Consider the following 25,938-nt stretch of genomic DNA (forward strand, 5'->3'; position numbering starts at 1 on the left):
TACGCTTCTCGACTTCAGCTGAAGGCTGAAGTTTATCCTGAGCGACGCCGACCGGCGACGTCGAAGGGCTCGAAGCAAACGGAGGGCTAGGTGCAACGCTCACAGCGACACCACCTCGCCCGAACTCTCCAGGCTCAGCGTGTAGCTCCGCTCCCCATTGAAATCCCCGGCATAGTCCAACCGTGACACGAGGAACCGTCCCCGCATCTTCTCTCCGCTTTCAAAGCTCAGCTCATAGTCGTCGAGCAGGCCCGCCAGCGCATTGCCTTTCAGCCGCGCTTCGGCCGCGGATCCGGTGAACACCCCGGCGCCCGACACCGACACGCTGCGCACGCCCGCACCGGACAGCAGCTCGCGCCACCCGACGGAACCCTTGTGCGTCACCACCACCGGCTCGCCGTTCACGCTCAGCTGCGTGGTGCGCAGTCCCGCCATCGTCGCATAGACGGGCGGCGTCGCCCCATTCCCCACCTTCAGCAGAAGGGCGGAGCCTCGTTCGATCGCCATATCAGGCCTCCATTGCTCTTATTCGAAACTCGACGGTGCCGACCCACTGGCCGCCCGCTCCTCGCGCCGTCCGCGCGCGCACCAGCATCACGGTGCCGACCGACCAGCCGCCGATCGTCCGCGGCAAAGCCTCCAGCGCCCGCGCGACTTCGCCCTGCAGGGCCGCCGTCCGCGTCCAGCTCTCGCCGGCATCATGCACCCGCACCGAAAGCCGCACCTCGCGCCCGGCGATACCCTTGGCGCCCCAGTCGGCGCTCAGCATCTCGGCCAGCACCAGATAAGGCACGCTCGCCCGCGCCGGCCGCTCCAGGAACACGCCATTGGTGCCCGGCACCTCGCGCAAAGCGACCAGCACCGCCTCCTGCAACGCAGTCTCGAAACTCATCGCCTCGCCCCTTTTGTTCTTGGTTCGCGCGGAGGCGCGGAGATGCGGAGGAGCCTCCCGCGGGCAAAGCCCGCACGAAGTCGCAAAGCTGGACGTTGGCGGCCTGCAGGCAGGGACCCGCGAGCACCCTCCGCGTCTCCGCGCCTCCGCGCGAACCGACCCTTCTTCTTAGACCTGAACCCGCCGCCAAGGCCGCCAAAGGGCCGCGACGGCCGCTGGCGGCGCTTGCTCATCGGCCGCATCGCGATGCGCATAGAGGTGCGTCGCCAGCCGCACCGCGCCTTGCCGCAGCGGCTCGGGCAGCGCCTCCCACCCGCTCGCCAGTCCCGCCTGATAGGTCACCCGCACGCGCCCCGCAGCGCCAGGTGCCGTCACCCGCACCCACCCTGCGCCGTCCGCATCGATGTCGATCGCATAGGCTTCGACCGGCAGTAGAAAGGCGGCGCCATCGGCCGGCAGCCCCTCGACCGCGGTGATCGCCCGCACCGGTGCGGCGCCGAGCCGCGTCCATGTCGCCGAACAAGGCAGCACTTCCACCGCCTCCCGCGCCAAACCGATTCGCCGCGTGAACGCCTCGCCGAGCAGCAGCGCCGTCGCCACCAGCCCTTCGATCAGCACGTCCTCGTCCGGCTGCGCCACCCGCGCATAGGCCTTCACCACTTCTCGCTCCGCCGCGAGATCGGCCGCCTCGAATGCCGCCATCGTCAACACGCGCGCCTCCCTTCGCCGCGCACCCGGCGCCGCGTTCCCTGTGTCATCCGAATGTCTCCGATCAGCTGCGACCCTGGTTCCCTGGCGAAAGCCGGGGGCCAGGGGTCACGTCTCAGACTGTCCGCTCGAACGCGCCCGCCGCGCCGGAGCCGTCAGTCCGTCGCAACGCACCGCCCAGGTCAAAGCGCAGGGCGCCTGCTCCCGCGGCGACTCGGGAGTAGGCATCGTTGCTGCCCTGGGTGAGCGTGTAGGTGCCGCTCCCCGCGCCGCCCGTGCCCGCAAGGTTTGAGGTGAACGCAACCGTCGACGCGGCCGCCTTGGACGAGGCCGGCCAGTAGTCGCCCAGCCAGCTCGTGGCGGAAGGCGTGGTCGTGCTGTCGTCGCCCCCCAGGATGCAGACATTGCCCGCACAGCCGACCTGGTGCCGGTAGCGCCAGTTGCCGGTGCGGCCCGTCACTGTCGTGATCGACGTGAACGTGTCGGTCTTCACGTTGAAGTCGTAGAAGATGTTGTATTTGGACAGCATATGCTTCTGCACGCCCGCTGCCGCCGCAACGTCCGAGTAGCAGCGGTTGGTGCGGCCGATATTCGCGCCTGCCCCGCCTGCGCCCGGATAGGTGTTGTGGAACTCGTTGATGTTGTCGAGCGGGATCGTGTTGCCGTCGTTCGAGAAGCCGGAGGCCGCCGTGGAGGCCGTGCTGTTGCGTTCGAACACGTTCTGCACGATCGCCGCGCCCCGGCTTGCATAGGTCAGCGAACCCGACGATGCAGCACCGATCGAGGAGATCACCTGCATCTTCATGAAGCTGTTGTTGTAGATGACGCAGCCATCGGTCGTGTCGAGGTTCGTCGCCCCCGACCAGGGCGAGTCATTCACCGCCCAGTTGACGAAGCGGCAGCCGATCACCGCCCAGGGCATGATGCCCTTCTGGTTGCCCGAGGACGGGCTGGCGATGTCGGTCGAGATCACGCCCACCGCGCGCACCTGCATGCGGGTGGTCGAATAGCCCTGCAGCGGCGTGAAGATGTTCGCCCCGCCCGTGATGGTCACGTTCTTCATCGTGCCATGGCCGAAGCGCTGGGTGATCGGGACCGTCGCCGCGCCGGTATAGTTCAGCGTCATGTTCTCAAACGCGATCAGGTTGTTGTTGGTCGTGCCCCCGAACCCGTCGAGGCCGAAGCTGCCGGTCACGTCGATATTCACCATCCAGCGCAGGCCCGCGACCTGGAAGCGCGTGGCGGTGAGGGTAGCCTTCACAGTGCCGGAAGCGGACGGCGCGACCTTGATGTCGGTATAGACCGTCGCCGGGTTGGACGCCGAGTTGTCGCCAATGTCATGCGTGGCCCCCGCCCCAGCCGTGTCCTCGCTCAGCCAGATCGTCGAGCCGCCGTGATTGTTGCGGCTGCGGTTGGTGTTGTTCCAGCTCTGCAGGGCCGTGACCGCAGCGACAATGGTCGGATAAGCCGACGACAGCCCCGTTCCGAGCCCCGCATAGGTAGTCGCAACGCCCGTGATGCCCGTTGCCGTGCCGGAAGGCTTCACGATCACATGCGCGCCGCCATAGGTGCCGTTCTTGTCGCACATGAAGCGCAGGGGCGTGTTCGGGTTGATCGTCGAAACAGCGCCGGTGGTCGCGAGACCGTCGCTGAACAGATCGAACGCCGTGCCGATCCACGGATAGACGATCGCGTTGACGCGGCAGAGATCGCCCTGGGTGAGCGCCTGCCCGCCGCCCGTGCCATCGAGCGCCACACTGCCCTTCCACACCTCGGCGATATTGCCCTGCGTCTGGATGGACGAAAGAGCAGGCGCCGAAGTCGTGACCGTCGCCGACAGGTTCGGCGTGCCCTGCCCATCGACCGCGTAGAAGGCCACGCCCGCCACCTGCTGGCCGTTCATCGCGTGACGGTGGAAGGCGACCAGCTCGACCGGATAGCTATTCGCGTTCACCCGCTCATGCTGGGTGTTGATCCACGCGACCTGCGGCTTGGGATAGGTCAGGGCCGAGTTGTTGACGACTTCCGCGACACTCCCCGCCTGCGCGCTGCCGTAATAGCCGGAAGAGGCCGTAACTCCGGTGATGGTCGAGCCGGCATAGATCAGGTCCGACAAAGCGAAATACACCGTCCGCGTACCGGCCGACGCGCTGTCGAGGAAGCTCGTATGGTTCGGATATTGCCTCCGGATGCGCTTGGTGCCGGTGATCGTTCGCGTCTGCGTGGCTGCGACACCCGGCGCCGAATAGCCCGGATCGGTGACGGTCAGCGTGATGAAGCTCGGATCGAAGGTCGAAACCCCGTCATCCGGCAGCAACACCTTCGCTACCCAGCCGTTCGGCACCGCCGCGTCCGCCCCGTCCGGCAGCACCGTCGCATTCAGGATTTCGAGGCTGGTGATGGCAGAGGCAGGCGCACTCGCCGCCCGTCTCTGCCCCCGCAGCATAAAGCCGAAGCCGAACATCAGTAGAGCGCCACGATCGACGCGGCCGTGGTGCCGGTTGCCCGCACGAACTTCGCACGGAACGGCAGCACCGACCCGGCGGGCAGGTTCTTGAACGTCAGATCGCCCGTATCGTTGACGCCCCGCCCCACCAGGTCGCCCCCGACCCCCACGAACAGCGCCTTCGGGATATCGGCGAGCGCATTCACGTCATGCGGCGTCACCGCCACCCCACGCGTCGCCGGCGCGACCACGCTATCCGCGTGCCCGGAAAAATAATCGGTCATGTTGATCTCCTTTGATCCTCCCCTGCCCTTGCAGGGGAGGGGGACCGCCGCAGGCGGTGGAGGGGCCCGGAGCGAAGCGGAGGGTCTGACTTCGCGCTACGCGCTCAGCCCCTCCACCAAGCTCCGCTTGGTCCCCCTCCCCTGAGCGTCGCTCAGGGGAGGAACACTCAGCTCACCCCGAACTTCAGCAGCTTGATCGCCTCGGAGTTCATCACCGCGCCGCCGATCCGCTTGACCGCATAGAAATGCACGAACGGCTTGTGGGTGAACGGATCGCGCAGGATCGTCGTCTCGCTCCGCTCCGCGATCAGATAGCCGGCGCGGAAGTTGCCGAACGCAATGGCGAAGCTATCCGCCGCCACGTCCGGCATGTCCTCTGCTTCCACCACCGGGTAGCCGAGCAACGTGTCCGGCTGGCCGCTCGCCATTGCCGGCTGCCACAGAAACGCCCCGTCCGTCGTCTTGAACTTGCGGATGCGCGCCAGCGTCGCCGAGTTCATCACGAACGCCGCGCCCTGGCGATAGGGCGTACGCAGGCTCTGGATCAGGTCGACGAGCTTGTCGGCGGGATTGCTCGCCGGAAACGCAGCGCTGACGCCGGTCGCCAGATATTGCAGCGTGCCGAACGCGCGCACCCCGTCCGCCTCGTTGGTCGGCGTGCCGGTCAGGAAGCCCTTGGGCTTGTTGACGCCGTCACCGCTCACGAACGCTGCACCCTCGGCCCGGGCGAACTCGGTGGAGATTTCACCGGCCAGCCAGCTCTCCACGTCGAACGCGGCATCGTCCAGCATCGCCTGGCTCGCCGCCGGATTGGCGAACAGCTCGCCCATCGGCGGCGCAATCTCCTTGAATGCCGGCGTCGCCGTCTCCGCCCGTGCTCCAATCTCCGAAGCCCAACCCGACGGCGTGCCGCCGGTCGTGACCAGCTTTCGATAGCCGGCCGACCCCACCCGCACGACATTGGCGATGCTCCGGATGGGCGAGATCGCGGTCAGGGTGCGGTCGATCATCGCATCGATTTCGCGCGGCACCGCATAGCCGCCATCGCCAGCCACCGCGCCGGTAAAGCTCTTCAGCTCGATCTCTGACCCCGTCCGGAGATACCCGTCCACGAACGCCGACCGCGAGCCGGACACCCGCGCCCCCGACAACACCGGCCGCTCTACCGCAGGCGCAACCGTCCCTTCGAAACTCGCCTCGAGCGAGCCCGTCACCTGTTCCATCACTTTCTCCTGAAAGGCCCCTCCCCTTCAGGAGGTTCGGGGCGTCCGATCCCCCGGATCGGACTGAAACTGCCGGGGGCAGTTTCACCCGAACCTGGGTTGGGGTGGGGCAGAGATTTGCCCAAACTTCAGCGAAACTTCATGTCTGTCTGCGACTGAACGTCATGACCGAGTTTAAGCCACACTATCTGATCGGCCTCATCGCGCTGGCTGCGTGGCTATGCCTCGCTGCCCCGGTCGCCATCTGGGGGTGGTCGGCGGTGAATCCTGCGCTGGCGTGGTTGATTCTGCCGACGACGCCCTTCCTGATTTCTTTCTTGATACCGCCCTGGCTGCTGCTGCCTTGGGCGATCCTGTTGTTCAGCACGCCTTCGACACTCTCGGATACGAGCGCCAGCAGCATGGACGGCGGCGCATTCTTTGCGGTCGGCATCATCGTTCTGAACTTGCCTATCCTCTTGGTGAGAATGTGCCTCGCGCTTTCAGGGTCGTTCGAAAAGCGAAGCGGCTATCTGGAGTGATCGGCTCCACCGCAATCACCCGCGCCGCCGCCTGCATCGGAAACCGCACCAGGCTGACCTCGATCAGCTCCAGCCCGATCAGCTCGCGCCCGATCTTCAGATCGCGCGCCGCCCGCACCCGATAGCCGATCGACAGCCCCATGCCCGGCGCGACCGCCCGGCGCGAGGCAGCGATCACCCGCAGCCCATGCCGATCCTCGACCAGACTCTCGACCCGCCCGATCTCCGCGCCATGCTCCCAGCGCAGCGGCACCGGCCTCGCGCCCGCAAAGGCACCCCGCCGGATCACGTCCCCGCCGCGATCAACCGCATCGAACACCGCCGCATAGCCAGCGAACCTCGTGAACCGCTCATCCTGAGGAGCCGCTGAGTAGCGAGCCTGCTCGCGTATCGAAGTGGCGTCTCGAAGGATCACCCCAACCGCTCCCACAACCCCGTCTTGACCGCGATCCCGACCAGCAGCAGCGCCAGCAGCAGCCGCACGAACCACCCCGCCACCGCCTGCACCGCCGATTTCTTCGCGTCGCGCCAGGCGCCGAGCAGCGAACGCAGCTCCCGCACGTCCACGCCCGCGCTCGCATCCTCGAGCCCCAGCGAAGCGAGCGCCCGCCGCGCCCCCAGCTCAGACGCCTCCTCGATCACGCCCCGAAGGGTCGCGACCGACGCGCCCTCCCCCTCCGCCTGCGCCAACAGCGAGGCGAGCAACCCATCCTGAGACATAATTCGTCTCCTCAATATGTTCGCGCAGAGACGCGGAGACGCAGAGGGGAGCTTGCGCGAAGCGCAAGACAATCGTGAGCAAGCGAAAGGACGGATGAACCGCGGACTCTCCGCGTCTCTGCGCCTCCGCGCGAACCAACCCTTTTCTACATCCCCACCGCCGCCCGCTTCTCCTCGGCCGACAGCCAGTCTGCCCCCGCGACCATGCTCCACAGCCGCTCCCGGTCCTCCGAAAGCTCCGGCACCCGATCGACATCCACGCCGATCGTCACTCCCGGCCACCAGGGGCTCAGCCCCTGCACCAGCGCGCCGAAGATCTTGGCCGCGACCGGCAGGACGCCCAACCGCCACAAGGCCCGGTTCGCCTCTCGATAATTGGCGTAAGTCGCGTCGCCCGGCAGCCCGAGCAGCATCGGCGGCACACCGAAGGCCAATGCGATCTCCCGCGCGGCCGCCGCCTTCAAGCCGACGAAGTCCATATCCGCGGGCGACAGCGACAGCGCCTGCCACTTGAGGCCACCCTCCAGCAGCAATGGCCGCCCGGCATTGCCGGCACCCTGGAAACTCGCCTCGAGTTCAGACTTCAGCCGCGCGAACTGATCCGCCGACAGTCCCGAGCCGTCGCCCGGCTCATAGACCAGCGCTCCCGAAGGCCGCGCCGCATTATCGAGCAGCGCCTTGTTCCACCGCGTCGCCGCGTTGTGGATCGCCACCGCCCCCGCCGCCGAGCCCAGGCACCCCAGCCCATAATGATCGTCGGTCGGATGGAAGGAGCGAATATGGATCAGCTCGCCCGCATCGATCCGCTGCGTCACTTCCCCGACCCGGTACAGATAAGCCCCCGGCCACCCGCGCGCATCCGCTTCGACCGTCACGCGGTCCGGCCGAAGTGCATAGAGCTCCCTCACTCCGCTCGTCCCGAGCGCAGTCGAGGGGCGCTGAGACCCGCTCAGAATCTGAACATACGCATTCCCATGCAAAAGGAGGTGAGAAGCCACCGTCTCCACCAGCCCCTGCCCGCCGGACGTCGCAGCCACCAGCCGCGCCACTTCAGGCTCCGAGCAAAGAACCGGCGCCGCCCCCACGCTCTCCGCCACCAACCGCACCGCCCGCTGCGCGACTGGGTTCAGCGCATAAGCCTCGCGCACCTGCGCCTCATAGGATCGCGGCCAATCCCCCGACCCGAACGCCATTCCGAACCCACGCGAAAGCGCCGGCCGAGCGCCCTCGCGCCCGGCCTTCCGTCCGAACCATTTCATCACTGTTCCCCAATCGCTTGAATGCTGTGCGCCGCGCGCTAGTCTCGCGCCGTGAGCGCGGTCGATAAGCTTCTTTTCTTCGCCCGATCCGCAGATCAGGTCGTCGTGAGCGGCACCTTCGAACTGGCCCTGATCGCCTGGCTGCTGCGGACGCTCCTGACCTCAAGGGCCATGCTCTGGCCGTCCGGCTTCGGCGACAATGGACCCCTGGTCTTCGACCGTACGGACGAACCGCGCGAGTTCTGGGCGCTGGTCTGCCTCGCAGCCTGCGCTCTCGCCTTCGCCACCTTCGTGCTCGTCCACCGGCTCATAGACATCGCACTCGAGCTTCGGCCCTAGACACCAGCATCAGCTCCGTCAGCGCCCAGACCAGCGCGTCCGCCCGGTCCGGCGACCGTCCCGGACCCTTGTAATCGCCGCCGATGACGAACCCGCACATCTGGTCCTCCAGCTGCGGGAACGCCCCGGCATGACGCACCAGGCCGCGTTCGTAGAGTGCTGCGACCGGCTCGGCGCGAGCAACCTTGCCGCGGCTCGCATGCACGGCCTTCACCGGCAGGCCCGGATCGACCTGGTGCAGCAGGTCGGTGACCAGCTTGCCGCCATTGTTCACTTCCGCGACGACGCGATCCGCGCCATGCCGCCGTGCCGCCCCGCTCACCGCCTCCGCCCAGCCGACCGGCGACTTGCCCGATACGCTCGCATCCTCGATCACATGCGCGACGCCGTCACCGCCCAGCCCCGCCACCACGATCCCGCAAGCATCGCCCTGTTCCGATACCGGCGGGTCCACCGCCACGACCACCCTCGTCACCACTCGCTCGTCCCGAGCGAAGTCGAGGGGCGCATGTCGAGAAGCCTCCAACAGACCCCGCGTCCACAGCGCCCCCTCCAAATCCTCGATCAGTTCGCCGTCCAGCTCCTGCCGCCCCAGCCGCGTGCCCGCATAGGTCGCCCGCATCACACTCAGGAAGTGGTCCTCCAGCACGACATTGTCGCCCGTCCGCCCCCGCGTGACGATGGTTAGCGGATCGCTTTTGATCCGCGTCAGCAGCGGGATCGGCTTGGGCGTGGTCGTGACCAGCGCGCGCGGCCGCATGCCGGCGCGCAGCGCCATCTGCAGATTGTCCCAGCTCTCTTCCGGCTTCGCCCATTTGGCGAGTTCGTCGCACCAGGCGAAATGATGCGTGCCGCCGCGCAAGCCATCCGGATTCTCGCCCGAATAAAGCTGCACGACGCTGCCGTTCGGAAAGCGCAGCCGCTTCATCGCCGGCTCCCAAACCACCCGCCGCTTCAGCCGGGACAGCACGGAGAGCAGCCCGCTCTCCCCCTCCACCATCACTGCCCGCGCCTCGTCGATCGTCGCGCCAACCAGCGCAATCCGGCACGACTGCCCCAGCGCCAGCCGCGCCACCCACTCGGCGCCCGCCCGCGTCTTGCCGTACCCGCGACCCGCCTGCATCAACCAGGTCCGCCACCCCTCGGACGAAGGCTCGATCTGCCCCTCATGCGCCCAGGCTTCGAACCTGCTGTCGAGCTTCAGCAGGTCGGTGACGGTCATCTTCGCCAGCAACTTCGCGATCTCGGCATCGTCCTTGCGCACCAGCGCCAGGACGACGCGCCGCCAGAAGGTGATCGCCATGCTCCACCTCAGCCTTCCGTTCGAAGATGAAATCTGTCGTCCGGGCCTTGGCAGTCGTCGGCGCCCTTACTTTCGTCAATCCCGCGAAAGCGGGAGGCCAGCCGAGCCGCTCGACTAATCCCGTCAACCCGGCTTTGAGCCGGAGTCCCGCTTCCCTTTCTGTCTATCCCAGCAGCAGAGCGGCTCTGACTCAGCCTTTGACATTCCTTTCAAGATCAGCAGATTCTCAAATACAAATAGGGGAATCAGAATGCGCTCACTCGCACTCGCGGCTTTGCTGGTAGCAGCACCCGCTCAGTCGGCTCTCGTCAAGCTGACTTATACGGGTCATGTCTACCATCTGACCGACACCGTCTCGAACCGCTTCGCTCTCGGCGACATGGTGAGTGGTTTTGTCGTCTACGAGACAGAAGGCGTCGCCCAGCCGAACAACACTTATTTCTTGAGCTACTACGGTCTCGTGAAGAGCGGGGAGCTCAACGTCGACGGCTACAAGGTGACGTGGGGTGCCGGAACGCGGCTGACGACCAGCGACGGCGAACCGGCCTACGGCACCAAACTCATCGACCGGTTCATTGTCGACGCATTCGAAGGTGGAGATGCCCTCAACGGTCTACCGTTCCGTGATGGGTTTCTGAACTGGCAGGACAACGAAGGTCAGTCCATTCGAGGCGGTGATCTTCCGATCACGCAAGCGCACATCGATTCCTATCGCGACGGTGTTCGCGGCGCGATTGACTGGGGTCTCTCAAACGATGCGGCGAACCGCGTCACCTTCGAACTTACTCGCGTCACGCTCTCGCCAGCTGTGCCCGAACCAGCAACGTGGGCCCTAATGATTAGTGGCTTCGGCCTACTCGGCGCCACTGCTCGCCGCCGATTGAGCCTCCCTTCTCGAGTCTAGCAGACGGCGCCTGATATCTTTGCTAATCTAATCCAGCCCCCGGCGACGCTGCCTGTCCTCCTCCGCCGCCCTCTCCACCAACTCCCCCCGCGCGATCATCTGGTCACGCAGCCGTCCGATGCGACGCATGATCCGCGCCCGGATCTCGTCCGCATCCGCCTCGCTCACTTCCGGCTCGGCTTCGGCTGCATTGTCGCGGTGCAGGCGCAGCAGGGTCAGCGCGATCGCGTTCGGATATTCGTGGGTGCGGTCGACCGAGCCATCCGCCTTGGTCACGGTCTTCACCGTGCCGTTCATCGCCCGCTCGAGCATCATCAGCTCGAGATTGTGATAGGCGCCGCCGATCGCTTCCGCCCAGCGCGCGCGGAACGCCGCATCCTGCGCCTTGTGCTTGTACACCGTCGCGACGGCCACCCGCGCCCGTCGGGCGGAGAGGCGGACGTTGCAGGTGGCGGCCAGCTCGGCGAAGAACCGCTCCTGCTTCCCGGCGTCAAAGCTATTGCCACGCGCCTGCGCCACCCGCGGCCTTTTGCCTCCGATCAGCTGCGTGTTCGGCATGGCTCGGACCTCCCAACGAAAAGAGCGGCCCCTCCGCCCGGAGGAACCGCCCGACTCACATTTCTTCAGCATTCCCGTTTAGTGCCAGATCATCGTCACGATGTCAAGCATAATTTACCGGTTTGGTTCAGGCGCGCGCGGCGAGGAATGCCTTTTCTCCTGCGATGAGCGGCTTGAGCTTCGCATGTTCGAACCAGCCCTGCGTCCAGGCGTGGAGCCGTGGCCAGCGCGCGGGATCGGGCGAGCCGCCGCAGTGCATCATGTTCACAAACGGGCTCACCACCCCGATGTCGGCGATCGACAACTGCCCGCCGACCAGGAACCCGCCCGGCTCGGGCACCACGCCTTCCAGATAGTCGTAGATCGGCGGCAATTCCTCGGCGAGCGCCTTGTCCGCCGCGTCGAGGTCACCCTCCCGCCCGATCAGCCTGGCGACCACGCGGTTGAAGAACACCTTCGCGCCCGCGGCCGTCAGGATCGTGTCGGCGAACTCCTCATACCACACCGCGCGCGCCCGATCCTCCGGAGAGCTCGGCAGCATCGGCGGCGTCGGATATTTGGCGTCCAGATAGGTGACGATGGCAGTCGAATCCGAGATGCGGAAATCGCCATCCTCGAACCCCGGCATCTTGCCGAACGGACTGCACGCGCGAAACGCCGGGTCAGGCTTCCCGAACACTACCGGCACCAATTCCGGCGAGAGACCCTTCTCGACCGCGACCATCAGCACCTTGCGCACGAACGGCGACATCGAGGCCCCGTAAACCTTCATCGATCGCTCCTCCCGCTCACGCTTTAGCAGGCAGGATCAGCGAAGCCACCACCAGGGCTCCAAGGGATCGGTACGGGAGTCCGGCCAAGCGAAAACATTTTGCTCACAAAGAACACAAAGGCCACGAAGAGACTTCCCCTTCGTGGCCTTCGTGCCCTTTGTGAGAACAGCCTCGCCTACGCCGCCTGCGCGCTCGGCTCCTCGGCCGGGCTCGGGCGCTTTTCGAACACTTCATCGATCAGCCCGAATTCCTTGGCTTCCATCGCGTCCAGGAACTTGTCCCGTTCCATCGCGTCGTTGATCACTTCGATCGGCTGGCCGGTATATTTGGCGTACAGCTCGTTCATCCGCGCGCGGATGCGCAGGATTTCCTTCGCCTGGATCTCGATGTCGGTCGCCTGCCCCTGCGCGCCGCCGGAGGGCTGGTGGATCATGATCCGCGCATTGGTCAGCGCGACCCGCATGCCCGGCTCGCCGGCCGCGAGCAGGAAGCTGCCCATCGACGCCGCCTGGCCGATGCACACCGTGCCGATGCGCGGGCGGATATATTGCATCGTGTCATGGATCGCCATGCCCGCCGTGACCACACCGCCCGGCGAGTTGATGTACATGTAGATGTCCTTCTTCGGGTTCTCGGACTCGAGGAAGAGCAATTGCGCGGTGATCAGCGAGGCCATGTGATCCTCGACGCCTCCCGTCACGAACACGATCCGCTCGCGCAGCAGCCGCGAATAGATGTCGAAGCTGCGTTCGCCGCGGTTGGACTGTTCGATGACGATGGGAACCAGGCCGCCGACGATATCGGCGTGATCGGGAGTGGGCATTAGGCGTCCTTGTCTGAATGTGCCGTCGCTATGTCGTCGGTTCGGCGGATTGGTTCAAGAGGCGCGTCCGTTGCGCACCCGCCGCCGCGCTCCTAGGTAAATGCGGCATAACAACCACAGGTGATCCATGACGATGATGCCCGGCTTCCGCTTGAACGACGAGGATGAAGACAGCAACGCGGGACCGGACCGCAGCACGGCTGCGATGATGACCAAGTTTCTGGAGGCGCGCACCGTGCTGCTGTTCGGGCCGGTCGACCAGAAAGTGTCCGAACGGATCGCGACCCAGCTCCTCTATCTCGATCATGTCAGCCAGGAACCGATCAAGCTGATCATCAACTCGCCGGGCGGTCACGTCGAATCCGGCGACACCATCCACGACATGGTCGGCTTCCTGAAGTCGCCCGTCGCGGTGATCGGCACCGGCTGGGTCGGCTCGATCGCCGCGCACATCTTCCTGGGCGCCAAGAAGGAACGGCGCTTCTGCCTGCCCAGCACCCGCTTCCTGATCCACCAGCCCTCAGGCGGCGCCGGTGGCCGGGCGAGCGACATCGCCATCCAGGCGCAGGAAATCATCAAGCTTCGGGAACGCATCGCCCAGGTGATCGCCGAACGCACCGGCCAGCCCGTCGAACGCGTCCGCAAGGATATCGACCGCGACTATTGGATGTCGACCGAAGAAGCCAAGGAATATGGCATCCTCGGCACCGTCATCACCAATATGAGCGAAGTGACATTCTAAATTTCTTCGCGAAGCGATATCAAAGCGTTTCTCACAAAGAGCACAAAGGACACAAAGAACTCTCTCTTCGTGTTCTTTGTGCCCTTTGTGAGAACAATTCTTTCTACATTTTATAGCTCAGCCGCACATAGCCGAACTGCCCCGGCACGTCATAGGTGGTCGGGTCATAGTTGTTCAGGCTGCAGGACACGCAGGGCGGCGGAGCCGTGTCGAACACGTTGTTCACCCCCAGCGTCAGCGCGAACCGCCGGTCGGCGAAGCCCGGGCTGAACGTCAGTTGCACGTCTCCGTAGAACTTGCTGTTCAGCTTGGCGGGCAGGCCGGTGTTGGAGTCGATCTCCGTGACCGAGTCGATGTACCGGCTGGTGAAGGACGCCCGCACCATGTCGTTCAACGACCAGTCGATCGTCGCATTGCCCTTGAACTTGGGAAAGGCCTGGTCCGGGCTGCCCCGTTCCGTGCCCTTGCGGTCGATCACGACAAAGCCGTTCGACGCCGACAGCACATATTTCAGCAACCAGGTCGCGTTCGCCGACAGCCCGAAGGTGCCGATCCCGGTCTCAGGCGTGCGATAGTTCATCGTCACATCAAGGCCGCGAGTCTTGATGCTATCCAGATTCTGCAAGGTTCCGCTGATCTGGTTGATGAAGCCGTTGGCTGTCCGCGTCACCAACGCGCAGCTCGGCGCGTCGCCCCGCACCGCGCAATTGTTGAGCGTCAGGTTCGGATCGACCGCGCCGATCGCCTTGCGCACGCGAATGTCATAGTAATTCGCCTCGATGCTGAAGTTGGAGGCAAAGCCGCTCTCCCGCGCCCACAGCGGCGCATAGACCGCGCCGAAGGTCAGGTTCTTGGACGTCTCCGGCTTCAGGTTGCGATTGCCCTGGGTGATGACCGGCAGCTGGCCCGGCGGCTCGGCATAGCTGCCATCGGCCGGCACGCCGTTGGCGATGCAGTTGGCGCGCACGGTCGCATTGGTCTGGAACTGGCCTGACGGGTCGCTGGTGCAGGGATCGACGACCGGCAGGTCGAAGCGCGAGCGGCCGCCAAACAGCTCGCCCAGGCTCGGTGCACGGAAGCCGGTCGTATAGGCGCCGCGCAGCAGCAGGTCCTCGATCGGCTTCCACAGGCCGGTCGCGGTATAGGTCGTCTTCGATCCGCTGATCGAATAACGCGAATAGCGCACCGCCCCGTCGAACTCGAGCGAGTAGAAGAACGGCGTTTCCTTCAGGATCGGCACCCGCACTTCGCCATAGACTTCGTCCGTATGGTAACGGCCCCGCGCCGGCTGGGCGGGGATGTCGGCGCCGAGACCGGCCGAGACGATCGGGTCCGGCGTGAACGACGCGCTCTGGATGCGGTGCTCATAGCCGATCGCGAAGCCAACCGGACCTGCCGGCAGGTCGGCGAACTCGCCGCTCAGGTTTGCGGTGTAATCGTAAAGCGTCTGGTTGCTCTTGTCCCGCTCGGTAAAGCCGATGAAGGCGAGCATCTCGGGCGTGATCGAGCCGGCGCCGCCGAACAAGTTCAGCGGCACGCAGGGGGCGGTGCAGTTGGCGATCGGGCCGATCGCCTGCGCCACCCGGTCGGCGCGCACGTTGCCGGTAAAGCTCTGATGGGCATCGTTGACGCCGAACAGCGCATTCACGTCCCAATACCATTGATGCCCACCGACATCGAAGGAACCATCAAGGGTCGCGGTAGCCGACAGGGTGTCGACCCGCTGGTTGAAGGTCCGTTGCCCCGCCTCGACCAGCCGCCGCGCGATGAACGAGTAATTGGGCGTACGGCCATTGGGCGTGCCGTTCGGATTGAGGCCGGATTCCAGCGTCACGCCAAACGGGTTGAACGGGTTGGTCGCGTCGAACGACAGCGTGTCGAACAGGCTGCCCGCGCCATTGCCCGCGTCGGGTCCGATGAACAAAGGCTCGAACGCCGCCTGGTTCTGCGACTTGCGGTGGTTGTAGGTCGCTTTCACGCGAAGGTTGATGCTGTCGCTCAGTTCCTGGCGGAAGCTCAGCCAGGCGCCATAGCGCTCGCTCGGCGTCAGCAGATAGTTGAACGGCGCGAAGTTGAACCGGTCGGCGGCAGTGAAGGGCCGCAGTTCGGCGAAGGTCGGCGTCGAATCGGGTGGTCCAGAGATGGTCTGGTTGCGGCTGATGCCGCCCACGCGCGTCAGGAAGCGACCATTGACCGCGGCGCTCGAACAGCCGCCGACCGGGTCGGTGCAGCTCGTCTGGCCGGGGTTCGGGAACTGCGAAATGGCACGGTCGCCGGACCGTACCGGTTCCTGCTTCACATAGCTGGCGCCGAACACCAGGTTGGTCCGCTCACCCTTGATGCCGTAGCTGACATCGGCATTCCAGGTGTCCCCATCGCCTTCGCCCAGGAAGGTGCCGAACTGGGCCGAGGCGCGCAGCCCCTCCTGCTGGGACACGGTGATGACGTTGACCACGCCCGCGATCGCGTCGGAGCCGTATAGTGGGGATGCACCCGCCTGCAGCACTTCGATCCGCTCGATCTGGCTGTTGGGGATCGTATTGAGGTCGACCGTGGCCGGGATGCCGCTGGCGCTGGTACCGTTCACCCAGCGCAGCCCGTCGACCAGCACCAGAGTGCGCTTGGCCGACAGATAGCGGAGATCGATTTCGGCCGACCCCGCGCCTACGCCGCCGCCGTCCGGCGGGTTGCCGAGATTGCCCGAGTTGTTGACCTTTGTGTTGAGACCGCCCGATGCAGACGGCAGCCGCTGCAATATGTCGGCTGCCGAGGTCAGGCCGGTCTGCGCCAGCGCGTCCTGGTCGAGGGTCACCACCGGCGAGCTCTGGTTCAGCGGGTCCTGGCGGATGCGGGATCCGGTGACGACGATCGTCCCGCTCTCGGCCTCGGCGCTGGGCGCCGTCTGCACCGCCTGGCCGAATGCCGGCTGCGTGATGCTCAATGACAGCACCGCCAGGGCCGATCCGCCCAGCAGCATTCTCGAAACGCGCATGAAACTCCTCCCAACCTCTTGCGGGCAGGAGTCTAGGCGAGCGCGGAGTCGGGCGGAACCGTGCCAATGCGGCACGATTCCGATTTCCCAACGACCGTTGCGTAAATGTTACAAAATGTTGCTGGGCCGCTAACCAGCCGTGCTTATTCGACGGCCTTCTTCGCGCGCTTCGGCTTGGCGGGCGCCGCCTCGGCTTCGACGCTCGGCGCGACTTCGGCCGCCGGCTCGGCAGCCTTTTTCGCACGCTTCGGCTTCACCGCCGCTTCGACCTGAGCCTCTTCGGCGACCGCTGCTGCGGCATCGGCCTTGGCAGCCTTGCCGGCCTTCTTCTTCGGCGCGGGCTTGGCTTCGGCGGCGTGGTCGTGATCGTGATGATCATGGCCGCAGCCGGGGCCGTGGACATGGCCGTCCTCGTCCGCCTCGATCTCGGCTTCGATCTCGGCGCGGGTCACGCTCCGCTCGCTGACCTCTGCCTTCGAGAACAGGAAATCGACGACCTTGTCCTCAAACAGGGGCGCGCGCAGCTGGGCGGCAGCCATCGGCTCGTTGCGGATATACTGGACGAACTTGTCGCGGTCTTCCGGCCGGTACTGCTGCGCCGCCTGGGCGACGAGCATGTTCATCTCTTGGCTGGTAATCTCGACACCATTTTTGTTGCCGATCTCCGACAGCAGCAGCCCCAGGCGCACGCGGCGCTCGGCGATGCGGCGATAATCGTCGCGATCCGATTCCATTTCCTTGCGCGCGGCTTCCGGATCGGCCTCGTGGCTGGCTTCATGCTCCAGCTGCGCCCAGATCTGGTTGAACTCCGCTTCGACCATCGACGGCGGCACTTCGAAGTCATGCGAAGCGGCGAGCTGGTCGAGCAGCTTACGCTTCATATGGGTGCGGGTGAGCTGGTTATGCTCCTGCTCCAGCTGGCCCTTCACCAGCTCCTTCAGCTTGTCGATGCCGTCCAGGCCCAGTTGCTTGGCGAACTCGTCGTCAAGCGTGGTTTCCTTCGGCGTGCGGACCTCGTTGACCGTTACTTCGAACTTGGCCGCCTTGCCGGCCAGGTGCTTGGCGCCATAGTCCTCGGGGAAAGTGACGTTGACCGTCTTCTGGTCATTGGCCTTCGCGCCGACGAGCTGGTCCTCGAAGCCCGGGATGAACTGGCCCGAACCGAGCTCCAGCGACACGCCTTCGCCCTTGCCGCCCTCGAACTCGACGCCGTCGACCGAGCCGACAAAGTCCATCACGACCAGATCGCCGGTCTTCGCCTTGTAGGTCGGCTTGGCAGCTGCCTCGAACTGCTTGTTGCTGCCGGCGATGCGCTTCAGCGTTTCGTCGATCTCGGCATCCTCGACCGGCACGGTCAGCCGCTCCAGCTTCAGCCCGTCGATCGCCGCTTCCGGCACCTGCGGCAGCACTTCGAGCGTCACCTTGACCTCGGCATCCTTGCCGGGCTCGAAGCTCTCGTCGAGCTCGACCGAAGGCTGCATTGCGGGGCGGAGCTGCTTTTCGGCGATCAGCTGCTGCACGCCTTCCTGCACGGCGGTTTCGAGTGCCTGCTGCTGCAGCGCGGGGCCGTGCATCTTGCGGACGAGGTTCGCCGGCACCTTGCCGGGACGGAAGCCCGGCATCTTGATCTGCGGCGCGACCTTCTTGATCTCGCCATCGACACGGGCATCGATGTCCTTGGCGGCAATCTTCAGCGTGTATGCCCGCTTCAGGCCCTCGTTCAACGTCTCGACAGTCTGCATGTCTCGCCTTCAAGAATTCGTGTGAGAGTCCGGTGCTTTGAGCTGCGGGGATTGGTGCGGGCGAAGGGACTCGAACCCCCACATCTTGCGATGCCAGAACCTAAATCTGGTGCGTCTACCAATTCCGCCACGCCCGCGGCCGGACCGCCGGTCGCGGGCGTCTATACCAGCCCATCCTATTGAGCAACCCGCTACGGGCGCATGCGTTTGCGCGTGAAACAGGAGAGCAGCATGGCCACCATCCCGCCGCCCCAGAATATCCCCGAAACCGAACCGATCAGCCCAGAGCAGGCGCCCGACGAAATCGGCGCACCTCCGCCCGACATCGATATCCCCGATCCGGGCGATGCGAGCGACACTCCTGGCCTGGCTGAAAGCCAGGCGCATCCGAGCTAGTCCGTTAGCGGAACCATTCGCGGTTGCGTTTGATGGCGGAGTGCATCGCGCCGTAATTGTAGCGCGGCTCCTTCGGCTGCTCGCCGTCTTCCGGCTCGTTCTGCAGATCGCTATCGGGGTCACCGATAAACGGCTCGAACGGATCGGCGGCAAAGCCGAAGCCATAGGGGGCTTTCGAATAGGCGCTCATCGTCCAGCATCCTGATTGCGTGCGGCAGGCAGGATAGACTCGTTACGCTTCGGAAAGGTTAATCCGCTCATAACCTTGAAAAGCCTGGGCTAATCCGACGCGCGGACGAGCAGCTCCCGCGCCGGTCCATGCCCCAGAAAGGTGGACGGACTCGCGCTCGCCCCATAGGCGCCGGCCAGGAAGATCGCGATCAGGTCGCCAACCTTGGCGTGGGGCAGCGCGACCTGGTCGCCCAACCGGTCGAGCGGCGTGCACAGGCAGCCGCAGACATTGACGGTCTCTTCCGGCTCGGCGCCGAAGCGGTCGGCGACCGCGATCGGGTAATTGCGCCGGACCACCGTCCCGAAATTGCCCGAGGCGGCGAGCTGATGATGCAGGCCGCCATCGACGATCAGGAAGATCTGGCCGCCGCTCTCCTTCCGGTCGACGATTCGCGTCAGATAGACGCCCGCCTCACCCACCAGCCAGCGCCCCAGCTCCAGGCAGAAGCCGGTCTCGCGCAGCACCGCCGGACGTGCTTCGTAAGCCTCGACCAGCGCCGCGCCGATCCGCTCCACGTCCAGCACCTGGTCGCCGCCGAAATAGGGAATGCCGAAGCCGCCGCCGAGGTTGAGCCGCCTGGGCTGTACGCCCGCCGCGTCCGACAGCCGCGCCGCCAGCGCGATCGTCGCCGCCTGCGCCTCGATGATCGCGTCGGCGTCGAGCGACTGGGAGCCGGCAAAAATGTGGAAGCCGCGAAACGCCGCGCCCGCCGCGACCAGCCGCCGCACCAGCGCCGGCACCCGTTCGGCATCCACCCCGAACGGCTTGGCGCCGCCCCCCATGCGCATGCCGGAGCCGCGCAGCTCGAAATCGGGATTGACCCGCACCGCTAGCTGCGGCGTCTTGTCGAGCCGTGCGGCAATGGCGAGCACCCGCTCCGCCTCCCCTTCGGACTCGAGGTTGATCGGCACGCTCTGACCGATCGCCAGCTCCAGCTCGCTGTCGCGCTTGCCGGGCCCCGCGAAGGACAGGCAGTCCGGCGTCACCCCCGCGCCGAGCGCGACCAGCGCCTCGCCGATCGACGCGACGTCGATGCCGTCGACCAGCGGCGCGATGCCCTTGACCAGCTCGACGAACGGATTGGCCTTGAGCGCATAATGAAGGTCGATGCCGGGAAACGCGGCGCGGAACCGGGCGACCCGCCGCTCCACCACGTCCATGTCATAGACGAACAGCGGCGTGTCGCCGGCGCGCGCGACCAGCGACTCCGCCGTCTCGCCGCCGATCGCCAACCGCCCGGCCCGCGGTACGAAGTCGGCGGGGATGGGACCGATCGGCTTCACGCGCCATGCTCGGCGCGGAGCGCATTGCGGTCGATCTTGCCGTTGGGCGAGCGCGGCAGCGCGTCCAGCCAGACGATCCGGCCCGGCTGCATGAAGCCGGGAAGCTCACGTTTCAGCGCCATACGCAGCTCGCCCTCGGCCTTTCCGTCGCCGCGCGCAACCAGCAGGATCGCCTGGCCCAGCTTCGGGTCGGGCACGCCGAAGGCCGCCACTTCCAGGACGAGGCCGGTGGCGGCGACGGCTTCCTCGATCTCGGTCGGGCTCACCCGGTTGCCGGAGGTCTTGATCATCTCGTCGGCGCGCCCGACGAAACGCAGCAGCCCGTCGGCTCCGCGCACCACCGTGTCACCGGACCAGACCGCCGTTCCGCCATAGCGCGACGCGGAAGGTGCCGGCCGAAAGCGCACGGCAGTCCGCTCCGGATCCTGCCAATAGCCCTGGGCCACCAGCGGACCGCAATGGACCAGCTCGCCCGGCTCGCCCGGACCGCACAGGCTGCCGTCGGCGCGCACGACGAGGACCTCGGCAAAGGGGATCGCATCACCGATCGCCGTCGGATGGTCGTCGATCAACTTAGGATCGAGATAGGTCGAGCGAAACGCCTCGGTCAGCCCGTACATCGCGTAGAGATCGGCGGCCGGGAACAGGGCGCGCAGCCGCCGCACCAGCGGCTCGGTGAGCGCACCGCCGCTGTTGGTCAATCTCCTCAAGGTCGTGGTTTCGGGCCAACTGGCCTCGCTTAGCTGCAGCCAGAGCGGCGGCACGCCCGCGAGCGTCGTAATCCGGTGCCGCTCGACCGCCTTCACCACGTCGCGCGGCGTCAGATAGTCGAGCGCCACCGCGCAGCCTCCCGCCGCCCAGGTCGAGAGCAGCTGGTTCTGCCCATAATCGAACGCGAACGGGAGCACGCACAAGGTGCGGTCCTCAGGCGTCAGCTGCAGGTAGCGCGCCACCGAAATCGCGCCGACCCAGAGGTTCGCCTGCGAAAGCATCACGCCCTTGGGCCGACCGGTGGACCCGGAGGTGTAGAGCAAGGCGGCTAAATCCTCCCCGGAACGGGGAGGGGGACCGCCGCGAAGCGGTGGTGGAGGGGGCCCAGCCAATTGCGCGAGAGGAGGGCCCCCTCCACCAGCCTTCGGCTGGTCCCCCTCCCCGTTCCGGGGAGGATCAAGCAGCACTCGACACCCACCCGGCACATCCCCCGGCTCAAGCGTTCCAGCCCGTATCTCCTGCGTGACCAGCAGCCGCGCCCCGCTGTCCGTGAGGATATAGGCGACTTGCGCCCGCTTCAGCGCCGGGTTGATCGGCACATGCACCGCCCCCGCGCGCGGGGCGGCGAGCGGCATCAGGCAGGCGGTGACGGTCTTGGGGAGCCAGGTGGCCACCCGGTCGCCGGGCGTCACCCCTTGCGAGACCAGCCAGCCCGCCAGCGCCGCCACACGCTCCTCCAGCTCGGCATAGGTCAGCGTCTCGCCGCCGGCGATCAGCGCCGGCGCATCGGGCGCGCCGCAGCCGGTCAGCCGGTCGATCCGCTGCGCTTCGCCGCCTAACTCTTGCAACACCTGCCCTTCCCCGTCCAAACACGCGGCGAGCGGGGGATTAGCGCCTTTGTGGGTCACCGGGGAATATTTCGACTCGATGCGCGCGGTGGAGCTGGCTGCTCGGGGCCGGCTGTCCACCGCCGCCGAGCCGTTCGCGCGCCTCGACTGGTTCAAGAGAGTCTGGGCGCATGCCGCGCCGGGAGAACGCCCGCTGATCGCCCGCGCGCGAGCAGGCGCGGCTGAGGCGTGGCTCTTCCTTGCCCGTACCCGCCCCGCTCGCGCCGTGGCGACACCGGGCCCGCACTTTGCCCGCTTCGCCCCGATCTTCCTCGGCGAACCCGATGAACCGCTGCAGCGCGCGCTGATCCGCGCCGCGGCGCGGCGTCTCCGCCTGTTCGGCCTGTCGCGCCTGTCCCTCGGGCCAATGCTGCCGGAGCATGCAGCGCTGCTGGCAAGCGGCTTCCGCCGCGGCGGCTGGACCGTCGTCGAGCACGCCGCCGCGACGAGCTTTACGCTGGACGTGGGCGGCCGCCACTTCGAGGATGTTTGGGAAGGCTGTTCCGCCCGGCTGCACGAGCGCGTCGCGACGGGCGCGCGCCAATTGCATGTCGAAATCGCCGACCTTGTCACGCCGCGGCTGTGGGAAGAAGTCGAACTGCTGGGGGGCACCGACGCATTCCTGCGCGACCTGGGCCAGGACGCCACGCTCGACCGTACGCTCCGGCTCGGCATCGTCCGGGTCGGCGACGCGCCGGTGGCCGCCCAGCTCTGGACAGTGGAGCACGGCCATGCCTTCGCCCATTGGCGGGCCGAAGATCGCGCAGCGAGGCAGCTTTTCCCCGCAGACCAGCTGACTGCATCGATGCTGCGCTATGCGATCAACGTCGATCACGCCCAACATATCGATTTCGGCCAGGGCCGGGCGGCGGAACTGGGCGACTGGGCCGAGGAGCGGCGGGTGCTGCGCCGGCTGGAACTGTTCAACCCGCGCCGGCCGGCCGCCTGGGCGCCGGCGCTCGCCGCACGCGCCACGGCCCTTGTCCGCCGCCCCCAGCTCGACTAGCGCGGCGCGCCATGGTTCCGGAATATCACGAGACGGTGGAACGCACCGTGCGCGCGGTCCTTATCGACGTGCTCGGCATCGCCCCCGAGCGCGCCGCGACGTTTGAAGCAGAAACCGGCCTGTTCGGATCGCTGCCCGAACTCGACTCGATGGCCGTCGCCGGGTTGCTGACCGAAATCGAGGACCGGCTCGGCATCGTCATCGAGGATGACGAGGTCGATGGAGAAATGCTGTCCACATTCGGGACACTCGTGACCTATCTGGACCGCAAGCTCGCCTGACCCTGGCTGATCGGCGTTATGGTTAACGGCTCCCGATTCAGGTATAGCCGAGTCGCAGCTCCATGAGAGAGCGCGCGGTCGCATCGTGTAAGCTCGTACAAGGGGGATTAGCATGATGAAGCGTTACGCGGCCTATCTCGGCCTGCCGCTGCTGCTTGCCGCCAATCCGGCACAGGCGGTCACCGTGTTCCAGACCAATTTCGACTCGATCGCCGTGCCCTCGGGCAGCTATGTGATCCTGCCCACCGCCGAAGGCTGGACGGCGACGGCGGGCGACGGCATCGAAATCCAGAATCACGCCGCCGGCGAACCGTTTTCCGAAACGAACCTCGTCGAGCTGGACAGCAACAACAACAGCGCCATGTCGCGGACGATCGATGCCGGCACCTACACGCTGAGCTTCTATTATTCGGCCCGCCCCAACGTGCCCGCCGCCAGCAACGGTATCGATGTGCTGATCAACGGCGTCAGCATCTTCAACATCACGGGCGACGGCGGCGCGGGCACCGTCTGGCTGCCGCAGTCGCTCAGCTTCGGCGTGAATGCGAGTTCGACGCTCACCTTCGCGGCGATCGGCACCAGCGACTCGCTCGGCGGCTATCTCGACAACGTCGCACTGGCGGGCGTGCCCGAACCGGCGACCTGGGCGATGATGCTCGGCGGCTTCGCGCTGGTCGGCGCGGCAACCCGTCGCCGGACGCGCACCGCCGTTACTTACGCCTGATCGGAAAAGGGTGCCGCCTCGACTCGGGCGGCACCCTTCTTCGTCAGTCCTGAAGTTCGGCGGGCACCTTCCCGCCATTCTGCGCCAGCGCGCGCATCACGGCTTTCTGCAGCGCGATATTCTGCTCGGCGCTACCGTCGGCCCCGGCATGGACGCTCAACTCGCCGGCCAGCTCCTTGCGTGCCGCCAGACTCGAGTCGAGTTCCAGCAGCTTCAGCAGGTCGACGATCGAATGCCGCCAGTCGAGCCGGTCCGCGCCCGACCGAGCGCTCAGCACCGCCTCGACATCGACCGGTTGCGGCTGGGCCTGCGGAGCGGCTGTCGGCTGAGCCGTAGGCGCCGCCGGCTGCTGCGGTACCGGCCGCGCCGGTGCGGCATTGGCGTGCTGCACGGGCGCCGCGGCGGGCTGATCCTTATGGCCTGAGAATTGGCCGCCAAGCGGCCCCTTGTCGCCGAAGATCGCGTGCTTGATCGCGGAAAAGATGCTCATTCCGGGCCTGCTCCAAATTGCTTGCCCGACGCTCAACGCGTCATGGGCCGCCTGGTTCTGAGCCGGCGCGGGCGCTGGCAGCTGATGTCGTTTCGCCCTAAGAACGGGCGCATGCATCCCGTTGAGACGTTCGAAGTGGTGCTGGTGCTGCTGGCGCTGGTGATCGCGCTGCACTGGGTGGCGCAGCGCATCGGCCTGCCGCCCGCGACCGCGCTGCTGGTCGGCGGTGGCGCGCTCGCCTTCGTGCCGGGCCTGCCTCAAATCGTGCTGGACCCCGAACTCGCGCTGGTGCTGTTCCTGCCGCCGCTGCTGATGGACGGCGCCTATTATACCGCGTTCGGCCGGTTCCGGAGGCATCTGCCCGGCATCATCTCGCTGGCCGTCGGCGCGGTGCTGTTCACGACGATCGCGGTCGCGGGCGTCACCCATATGCTCTTGCCGCAGCTGCCCTGGGCCGCCTGCTTTGCATTGGGCGCCATCGTCTCGCCGCCGGACGCAGTGTCGGCGCGGGCGGTGCTGCACGGCGTGGTGCTGCCGCGCCGGCTGACGGCGCTGCTCGAAGGCGAAAGCCTGCTCAACGATGCGACCGGCCTCGTCCTCTTTCGTTTCGCCGTGGCAGCGACGCTCAGCGGCGTGTTCGATGCCGGAGAAGCGGTGCAGAGCTTCGTGCTCCTCGCCTTGGGCGGGGTGGCCGTCGGCATCGGCGCCGGGGCGAGCTGGGTGCTGATCGTCAAGCGGCTGCACGACCAGACGCTGATCATCGCGGCCACGACATTGCTCGGCTGGGGCGCTTACCTCGCCGGCGAGTGGCTGCACGTCTCGGGCGTGATCGCGACCGTCACGGCCGGGCTGATCCTTGGCTGGTATCAGCACGAGATCTTCCCCGCCAATGTGCGGCTGCGCGGGAGCGCCTTTTGGCAGACCCTGGTGTTCGTGCTCGAGGCCTTGGTGTTCATCCTGATCGGCTTCTCGCTGCGCGCGGTCGTCGAACGGGTCGGCGGGTTCGAGGCGGTGTCGGCCTCGATGGCGCTGCCGATCCTTGGAGTCTTGGGCGCGGTCGTGCTCGCCCGATTCGTCTGGGTCTTCGGGAGCGACGTGATGCTCACCGCGCTCCGCCGTCTCGGCTGGCGCAGGGCGCGACCGCTTGGACCGCGTCAGGCGGTCGTGCTCGGCTGGGCGGGGATGCGCGGCGTGGTGACGCTCGCCGTCGCCCTGACCCTGCCGGCGCAGATGCCCGGCCGCGACCTGATGCTGGTCACCGCCTTTGCCGTCATCTTCGCTACGGTCGTACTGCAGGGCACCAGTCTCGGCTGGCTTATCCGGCGATTCCAGCCTGAGGACAAGGACCCGCCCGCCCGACTCAGCCTCGCCGATTCGGAAGCCGCGGTGGCGCGGGCCAAGGCGGCCGCCGTCGAGGCCAATGCCTATGACGGCGACGGCACGCTCATCCATCCGCAACTGCTCGAACAATATCGCAAGCGCGCCGAGGCGACGGAGCGTTATGCGCAGGATGTCGACGGCTTCATGGCGCGCATCCGCTCGCACTTCGACGTGACCCTGCTGGCGATCGCCGCCGGCCGCGCCGAGCTGATCCGCCAGCACCGCGCCGGCCAGATCGAGGACGAGACGCTGCACAATCTGGAACGCGACCTCGACCTGGAGGAGATGGGGACGATCTTCCAGCGCGATGGCTGAACGC

At 66.5% G+C, this 25,938-nt stretch carries 28 protein-coding genes and 1 tRNA gene; 9 read left to right on the forward strand and 20 right to left on the reverse strand.

All coding sequences use genetic code 11. From position 1 onward, the window contains the following. Positions 1–99: 99 nt before the first annotated feature. The 6 genes from HJG53_RS07005 to HJG53_RS07030 form a co-directional block, all read right to left on the reverse strand. Complete coding sequence (locus HJG53_RS07005) at positions 100–507, reverse strand: phage tail tube protein (protein WP_171128934.1); 408 nt, start codon at positions 505–507, stop codon at positions 100–102. A gap of 1 nt (position 508) precedes the next feature. Beyond that, entirely contained in the window at positions 509–892 is a 384-nt protein-coding gene (locus HJG53_RS07010; RefSeq protein ID WP_171128936.1) for a DUF3168 domain-containing protein, read from the reverse strand. A 168-nt stretch (positions 893–1,060) separates the two neighbouring features. Next, positions 1,061–1,594, reverse strand: coding sequence for a hypothetical protein (locus HJG53_RS07015; RefSeq protein ID WP_171129679.1), 534 nt, complete (start codon positions 1,592–1,594; stop codon positions 1,061–1,063). 121 nt (positions 1,595–1,715) lie between these two features. Next, positions 1,716–4,064, reverse strand: a complete 2,349-nt coding sequence (locus tag HJG53_RS07020) for a hypothetical protein (protein ID WP_171128938.1) — start codon at positions 4,062–4,064, stop codon at positions 1,716–1,718. Further along, positions 4,064–4,330, reverse strand: a complete 267-nt coding sequence (locus HJG53_RS07025) for a hypothetical protein (RefSeq protein WP_171128940.1) — start codon at positions 4,328–4,330, stop codon at positions 4,064–4,066. Before HJG53_RS07025 ends, HJG53_RS07020 begins: the two co-directional genes overlap by 1 nt. A gap of 167 nt (positions 4,331–4,497) precedes the next feature. Next, entirely contained in the window at positions 4,498–5,556 is a 1,059-nt protein-coding gene (locus HJG53_RS07030) for a phage major capsid protein (RefSeq protein ID WP_368039528.1), read from the reverse strand. A 161-nt stretch (positions 5,557–5,717) separates the two neighbouring features. Here HJG53_RS07030 and HJG53_RS07035 point away from each other — a divergent pair, with 161 nt between their 5' ends. Further along, on the forward strand, positions 5,718–6,074 hold the full coding sequence (locus HJG53_RS07035) for a hypothetical protein (RefSeq protein WP_171128944.1): 357 nt from the start codon (positions 5,718–5,720) through the stop codon (positions 6,072–6,074). Here the strand turns inward: HJG53_RS07035 and HJG53_RS07040 are convergent. From HJG53_RS07040 to HJG53_RS07050, 3 genes are all read right to left on the reverse strand, one after another. Beyond that, a complete protein-coding gene (locus HJG53_RS07040) occupies positions 6,004–6,489 on the reverse strand; it encodes an HK97 family phage prohead protease (RefSeq protein ID WP_217352674.1) in 486 nt (161 codons plus the stop codon). The two genes, HJG53_RS07035 and HJG53_RS07040, sit on opposite strands and share 71 nt — an antisense overlap. Further along, positions 6,486–6,794, reverse strand: coding sequence for a DUF6127 family protein (locus tag HJG53_RS07045; RefSeq protein WP_171128946.1), 309 nt, complete (start codon positions 6,792–6,794; stop codon positions 6,486–6,488). Before HJG53_RS07045 ends, HJG53_RS07040 begins: the two co-directional genes overlap by 4 nt. A 146-nt stretch (positions 6,795–6,940) precedes the next feature. Next, positions 6,941–8,053, reverse strand: a complete 1,113-nt coding sequence (locus tag HJG53_RS07050; protein ID WP_171128948.1) for a phage portal protein — start codon at positions 8,051–8,053, stop codon at positions 6,941–6,943. 51 nt (positions 8,054–8,104) lie between these two features. Between HJG53_RS07050 and HJG53_RS07055 the strand changes: the two genes are divergently transcribed. Next, positions 8,105–8,392: a hypothetical protein gene (locus HJG53_RS07055; protein WP_171128950.1), complete on the forward strand. Its 288-nt coding sequence runs from the start codon at positions 8,105–8,107 to the stop codon at positions 8,390–8,392. Here HJG53_RS07055 and HJG53_RS07060 read toward each other — a convergent pair. After that, entirely contained in the window at positions 8,361–9,695 is a 1,335-nt protein-coding gene (locus HJG53_RS07060) for a DNA-packaging protein (RefSeq protein WP_254447584.1), read from the reverse strand. The two genes, HJG53_RS07055 and HJG53_RS07060, sit on opposite strands and share 32 nt — an antisense overlap. 250 nt (positions 9,696–9,945) lie before the next feature. Here HJG53_RS07060 and HJG53_RS07065 point away from each other — a divergent pair, with 250 nt between their 5' ends. After that, complete coding sequence (locus HJG53_RS07065) at positions 9,946–10,599, forward strand: PEPxxWA-CTERM sorting domain-containing protein (protein WP_254447585.1); 654 nt, start codon at positions 9,946–9,948, stop codon at positions 10,597–10,599. A 27-nt stretch (positions 10,600–10,626) separates the two neighbouring features. On the opposite strand, the gene HJG53_RS07070 is transcribed toward HJG53_RS07065, so the two are convergent. The 3 genes from HJG53_RS07070 to clpP all read right to left on the reverse strand — a co-directional run bounded on the left by HJG53_RS07070 (position 10,627) and on the right by clpP (position 12,753). Further along, positions 10,627–11,157 carry a hypothetical protein gene (locus tag HJG53_RS07070; protein ID WP_171128952.1) on the reverse strand — a complete coding sequence of 177 codons (531 nt, stop codon included), beginning with the start codon at positions 11,155–11,157 and terminating at the stop codon, positions 10,627–10,629. A 127-nt stretch (positions 11,158–11,284) separates the two neighbouring features. Next, the gene (locus HJG53_RS07075) at positions 11,285–11,929 is read right to left on the reverse strand and encodes a glutathione S-transferase family protein (protein ID WP_171128954.1); all 645 of its coding nucleotides are present in this window, start codon (positions 11,927–11,929) and stop codon (positions 11,285–11,287) included. A gap of 176 nt (positions 11,930–12,105) precedes the next feature. Beyond that, positions 12,106–12,753, reverse strand: a complete 648-nt coding sequence (gene clpP / locus HJG53_RS07080) for an ATP-dependent Clp endopeptidase proteolytic subunit ClpP (protein ID WP_171128956.1) — start codon at positions 12,751–12,753, stop codon at positions 12,106–12,108. Positions 12,754–12,880: 127 nt separating this feature from the next. Here clpP and HJG53_RS07085 point away from each other — a divergent pair, with 127 nt between their 5' ends. Continuing rightward, a complete protein-coding gene (locus HJG53_RS07085; protein ID WP_171128958.1) occupies positions 12,881–13,495 on the forward strand; it encodes an ATP-dependent Clp protease proteolytic subunit in 615 nt (204 codons plus the stop codon). Positions 13,496–13,598: 103 nt separating this feature from the next. Here HJG53_RS07085 and HJG53_RS07090 read toward each other — a convergent pair whose 3' ends face one another. From HJG53_RS07090 to HJG53_RS07100, 3 genes are all read right to left on the reverse strand, one after another. Further along, positions 13,599–16,487, reverse strand: a complete 2,889-nt coding sequence (locus HJG53_RS07090; RefSeq protein WP_171128961.1) for a TonB-dependent receptor — start codon at positions 16,485–16,487, stop codon at positions 13,599–13,601. Positions 16,488–16,630: 143 nt separating this feature from the next. Further along, positions 16,631–18,229 (reverse strand): trigger factor, encoded by a 1,599-nt coding sequence (gene tig, locus HJG53_RS07095; RefSeq protein WP_171128963.1) that lies wholly within the window; start codon positions 18,227–18,229, stop codon positions 16,631–16,633. Positions 18,230–18,281: 52 nt separating this feature from the next. Then, positions 18,282–18,366 (reverse strand) — tRNA-Leu (locus tag HJG53_RS07100). 94 nt (positions 18,367–18,460) lie between these two features. On the opposite strand from HJG53_RS07100, the gene HJG53_RS07105 reads away from it, so the two are divergent. After that, complete coding sequence (locus tag HJG53_RS07105) at positions 18,461–18,625, forward strand: hypothetical protein (protein ID WP_171128965.1); 165 nt, start codon at positions 18,461–18,463, stop codon at positions 18,623–18,625. Positions 18,626–18,629: 4 nt separating this feature from the next. On the opposite strand, the gene HJG53_RS07110 is transcribed toward HJG53_RS07105, so the two are convergent. The 3 genes from HJG53_RS07110 to HJG53_RS07120 all read right to left on the reverse strand — a co-directional run bounded on the left by HJG53_RS07110 (position 18,630) and on the right by HJG53_RS07120 (position 21,702). Then, positions 18,630–18,815 carry a hypothetical protein gene (locus tag HJG53_RS07110; protein ID WP_171128967.1) on the reverse strand — a complete coding sequence of 62 codons (186 nt, stop codon included), beginning with the start codon at positions 18,813–18,815 and terminating at the stop codon, positions 18,630–18,632. An 89-nt stretch (positions 18,816–18,904) separates the two neighbouring features. Then, positions 18,905–20,140: a pyridoxal-dependent decarboxylase, exosortase A system-associated gene (locus HJG53_RS07115; RefSeq protein ID WP_171128969.1), complete on the reverse strand. Its 1,236-nt coding sequence runs from the start codon at positions 20,138–20,140 to the stop codon at positions 18,905–18,907. Next, positions 20,137–21,702 (reverse strand): acyl-CoA ligase (AMP-forming), exosortase A system-associated, encoded by a 1,566-nt coding sequence (locus HJG53_RS07120; protein ID WP_368039529.1) that lies wholly within the window; start codon positions 21,700–21,702, stop codon positions 20,137–20,139. Before HJG53_RS07120 ends, HJG53_RS07115 begins: the two co-directional genes overlap by 4 nt. Positions 21,703–21,748: 46 nt before the next feature. Here HJG53_RS07120 and HJG53_RS18650 point away from each other — a divergent pair, with 46 nt between their 5' ends. The 3 genes from HJG53_RS18650 (at position 21,749) to HJG53_RS07130 (ending at position 23,749) form a co-directional block, all read left to right on the forward strand. After that, positions 21,749–22,744, forward strand: a complete 996-nt coding sequence (locus HJG53_RS18650; protein ID WP_254447586.1) for a GNAT family N-acetyltransferase — start codon at positions 21,749–21,751, stop codon at positions 22,742–22,744. Positions 22,745–22,755: 11 nt separating this feature from the next. Beyond that, positions 22,756–23,025, forward strand: coding sequence for an acyl carrier protein (locus HJG53_RS07125; protein WP_171128973.1), 270 nt, complete (start codon positions 22,756–22,758; stop codon positions 23,023–23,025). Positions 23,026–23,137: 112 nt separating this feature from the next. Further along, entirely contained in the window at positions 23,138–23,749 is a 612-nt protein-coding gene (locus HJG53_RS07130; protein WP_171128975.1) for a PEPxxWA-CTERM sorting domain-containing protein, read from the forward strand. Positions 23,750–23,792: 43 nt separating this feature from the next. On the opposite strand, the gene HJG53_RS07135 is transcribed toward HJG53_RS07130, so the two are convergent. Continuing rightward, positions 23,793–24,239 carry a DUF3597 domain-containing protein gene (locus HJG53_RS07135; protein ID WP_171128976.1) on the reverse strand — a complete coding sequence of 149 codons (447 nt, stop codon included), beginning with the start codon at positions 24,237–24,239 and terminating at the stop codon, positions 23,793–23,795. Positions 24,240–24,281: 42 nt separating this feature from the next. On the opposite strand from HJG53_RS07135, the gene HJG53_RS07140 reads away from it, so the two are divergent. Then, positions 24,282–25,934, forward strand: coding sequence for a Na+/H+ antiporter (locus HJG53_RS07140; protein WP_254447587.1), 1,653 nt, complete (start codon positions 24,282–24,284; stop codon positions 25,932–25,934). The last annotated feature ends 4 nt before the right edge of the window (positions 25,935–25,938 follow it).

Source organism: Sphingomonas sp. ID1715 (assembly GCF_013044515.1).
Classification (GTDB): domain Bacteria; phylum Pseudomonadota; class Alphaproteobacteria; order Sphingomonadales; family Sphingomonadaceae; genus Sphingomonas_B.

Bases quoted from the DNA above. Each gene is read 5' to 3' on its own strand.
- HJG53_RS07005 (WP_171128934.1), bottom strand. From the start codon at position 507: ATGGCGATCGAACGAGGCTCCGCCCTTCTGCTGAAGGTGGGGAATGGG.
- HJG53_RS07010 (WP_171128936.1), bottom strand. From the start codon at position 892: ATGAGTTTCGAGACTGCGTTGCAGGAGGCGGTGCTGGTCGCTTTGCGC.
- HJG53_RS07015 (WP_171129679.1), bottom strand. From the start codon at position 1,594: ATGGCGGCATTCGAGGCGGCCGATCTCGCGGCGGAGCGAGAAGTGGTG.
- HJG53_RS07020 (WP_171128938.1), bottom strand. From the start codon at position 4,064: ATGTTCGGCTTCGGCTTTATGCTGCGGGGGCAGAGACGGGCGGCGAGT.
- HJG53_RS07025 (WP_171128940.1), bottom strand. From the start codon at position 4,330: ATGACCGATTATTTTTCCGGGCACGCGGATAGCGTGGTCGCGCCGGCG.
- HJG53_RS07035 (WP_171128944.1), top strand. From the start codon at position 5,718: ATGACCGAGTTTAAGCCACACTATCTGATCGGCCTCATCGCGCTGGCT.
- HJG53_RS07045 (WP_171128946.1), bottom strand. From the start codon at position 6,794: ATGTCTCAGGATGGGTTGCTCGCCTCGCTGTTGGCGCAGGCGGAGGGG.
- HJG53_RS07050 (WP_171128948.1), bottom strand. From the start codon at position 8,053: ATGAAATGGTTCGGACGGAAGGCCGGGCGCGAGGGCGCTCGGCCGGCG.
- HJG53_RS07060 (WP_254447584.1), bottom strand. From the start codon at position 9,695: ATGGCGATCACCTTCTGGCGGCGCGTCGTCCTGGCGCTGGTGCGCAAG.
- HJG53_RS07065 (WP_254447585.1), top strand. From the start codon at position 9,946: ATGCGCTCACTCGCACTCGCGGCTTTGCTGGTAGCAGCACCCGCTCAG.
- HJG53_RS07070 (WP_171128952.1), bottom strand. From the start codon at position 11,157: ATGCCGAACACGCAGCTGATCGGAGGCAAAAGGCCGCGGGTGGCGCAG.
- HJG53_RS07075 (WP_171128954.1), bottom strand. From the start codon at position 11,929: ATGAAGGTTTACGGGGCCTCGATGTCGCCGTTCGTGCGCAAGGTGCTG.
- clpP (WP_171128956.1), bottom strand. From the start codon at position 12,753: ATGCCCACTCCCGATCACGCCGATATCGTCGGCGGCCTGGTTCCCATC.
- HJG53_RS07085 (WP_171128958.1), top strand. From the start codon at position 12,881: ATGACGATGATGCCCGGCTTCCGCTTGAACGACGAGGATGAAGACAGC.
- HJG53_RS07090 (WP_171128961.1), bottom strand. From the start codon at position 16,487: ATGCGCGTTTCGAGAATGCTGCTGGGCGGATCGGCCCTGGCGGTGCTG.
- tig (WP_171128963.1), bottom strand. From the start codon at position 18,229: ATGCAGACTGTCGAGACGTTGAACGAGGGCCTGAAGCGGGCATACACG.
- HJG53_RS07105 (WP_171128965.1), top strand. From the start codon at position 18,461: ATGGCCACCATCCCGCCGCCCCAGAATATCCCCGAAACCGAACCGATC.
- HJG53_RS07110 (WP_171128967.1), bottom strand. From the start codon at position 18,815: ATGAGCGCCTATTCGAAAGCCCCCTATGGCTTCGGCTTTGCCGCCGAT.
- HJG53_RS07125 (WP_171128973.1), top strand. From the start codon at position 22,756: ATGGTTCCGGAATATCACGAGACGGTGGAACGCACCGTGCGCGCGGTC.
- HJG53_RS07130 (WP_171128975.1), top strand. From the start codon at position 23,138: ATGATGAAGCGTTACGCGGCCTATCTCGGCCTGCCGCTGCTGCTTGCC.
- HJG53_RS07135 (WP_171128976.1), bottom strand. From the start codon at position 24,239: ATGAGCATCTTTTCCGCGATCAAGCACGCGATCTTCGGCGACAAGGGG.
- HJG53_RS07140 (WP_254447587.1), top strand. From the start codon at position 24,282: ATGGGCCGCCTGGTTCTGAGCCGGCGCGGGCGCTGGCAGCTGATGTCG.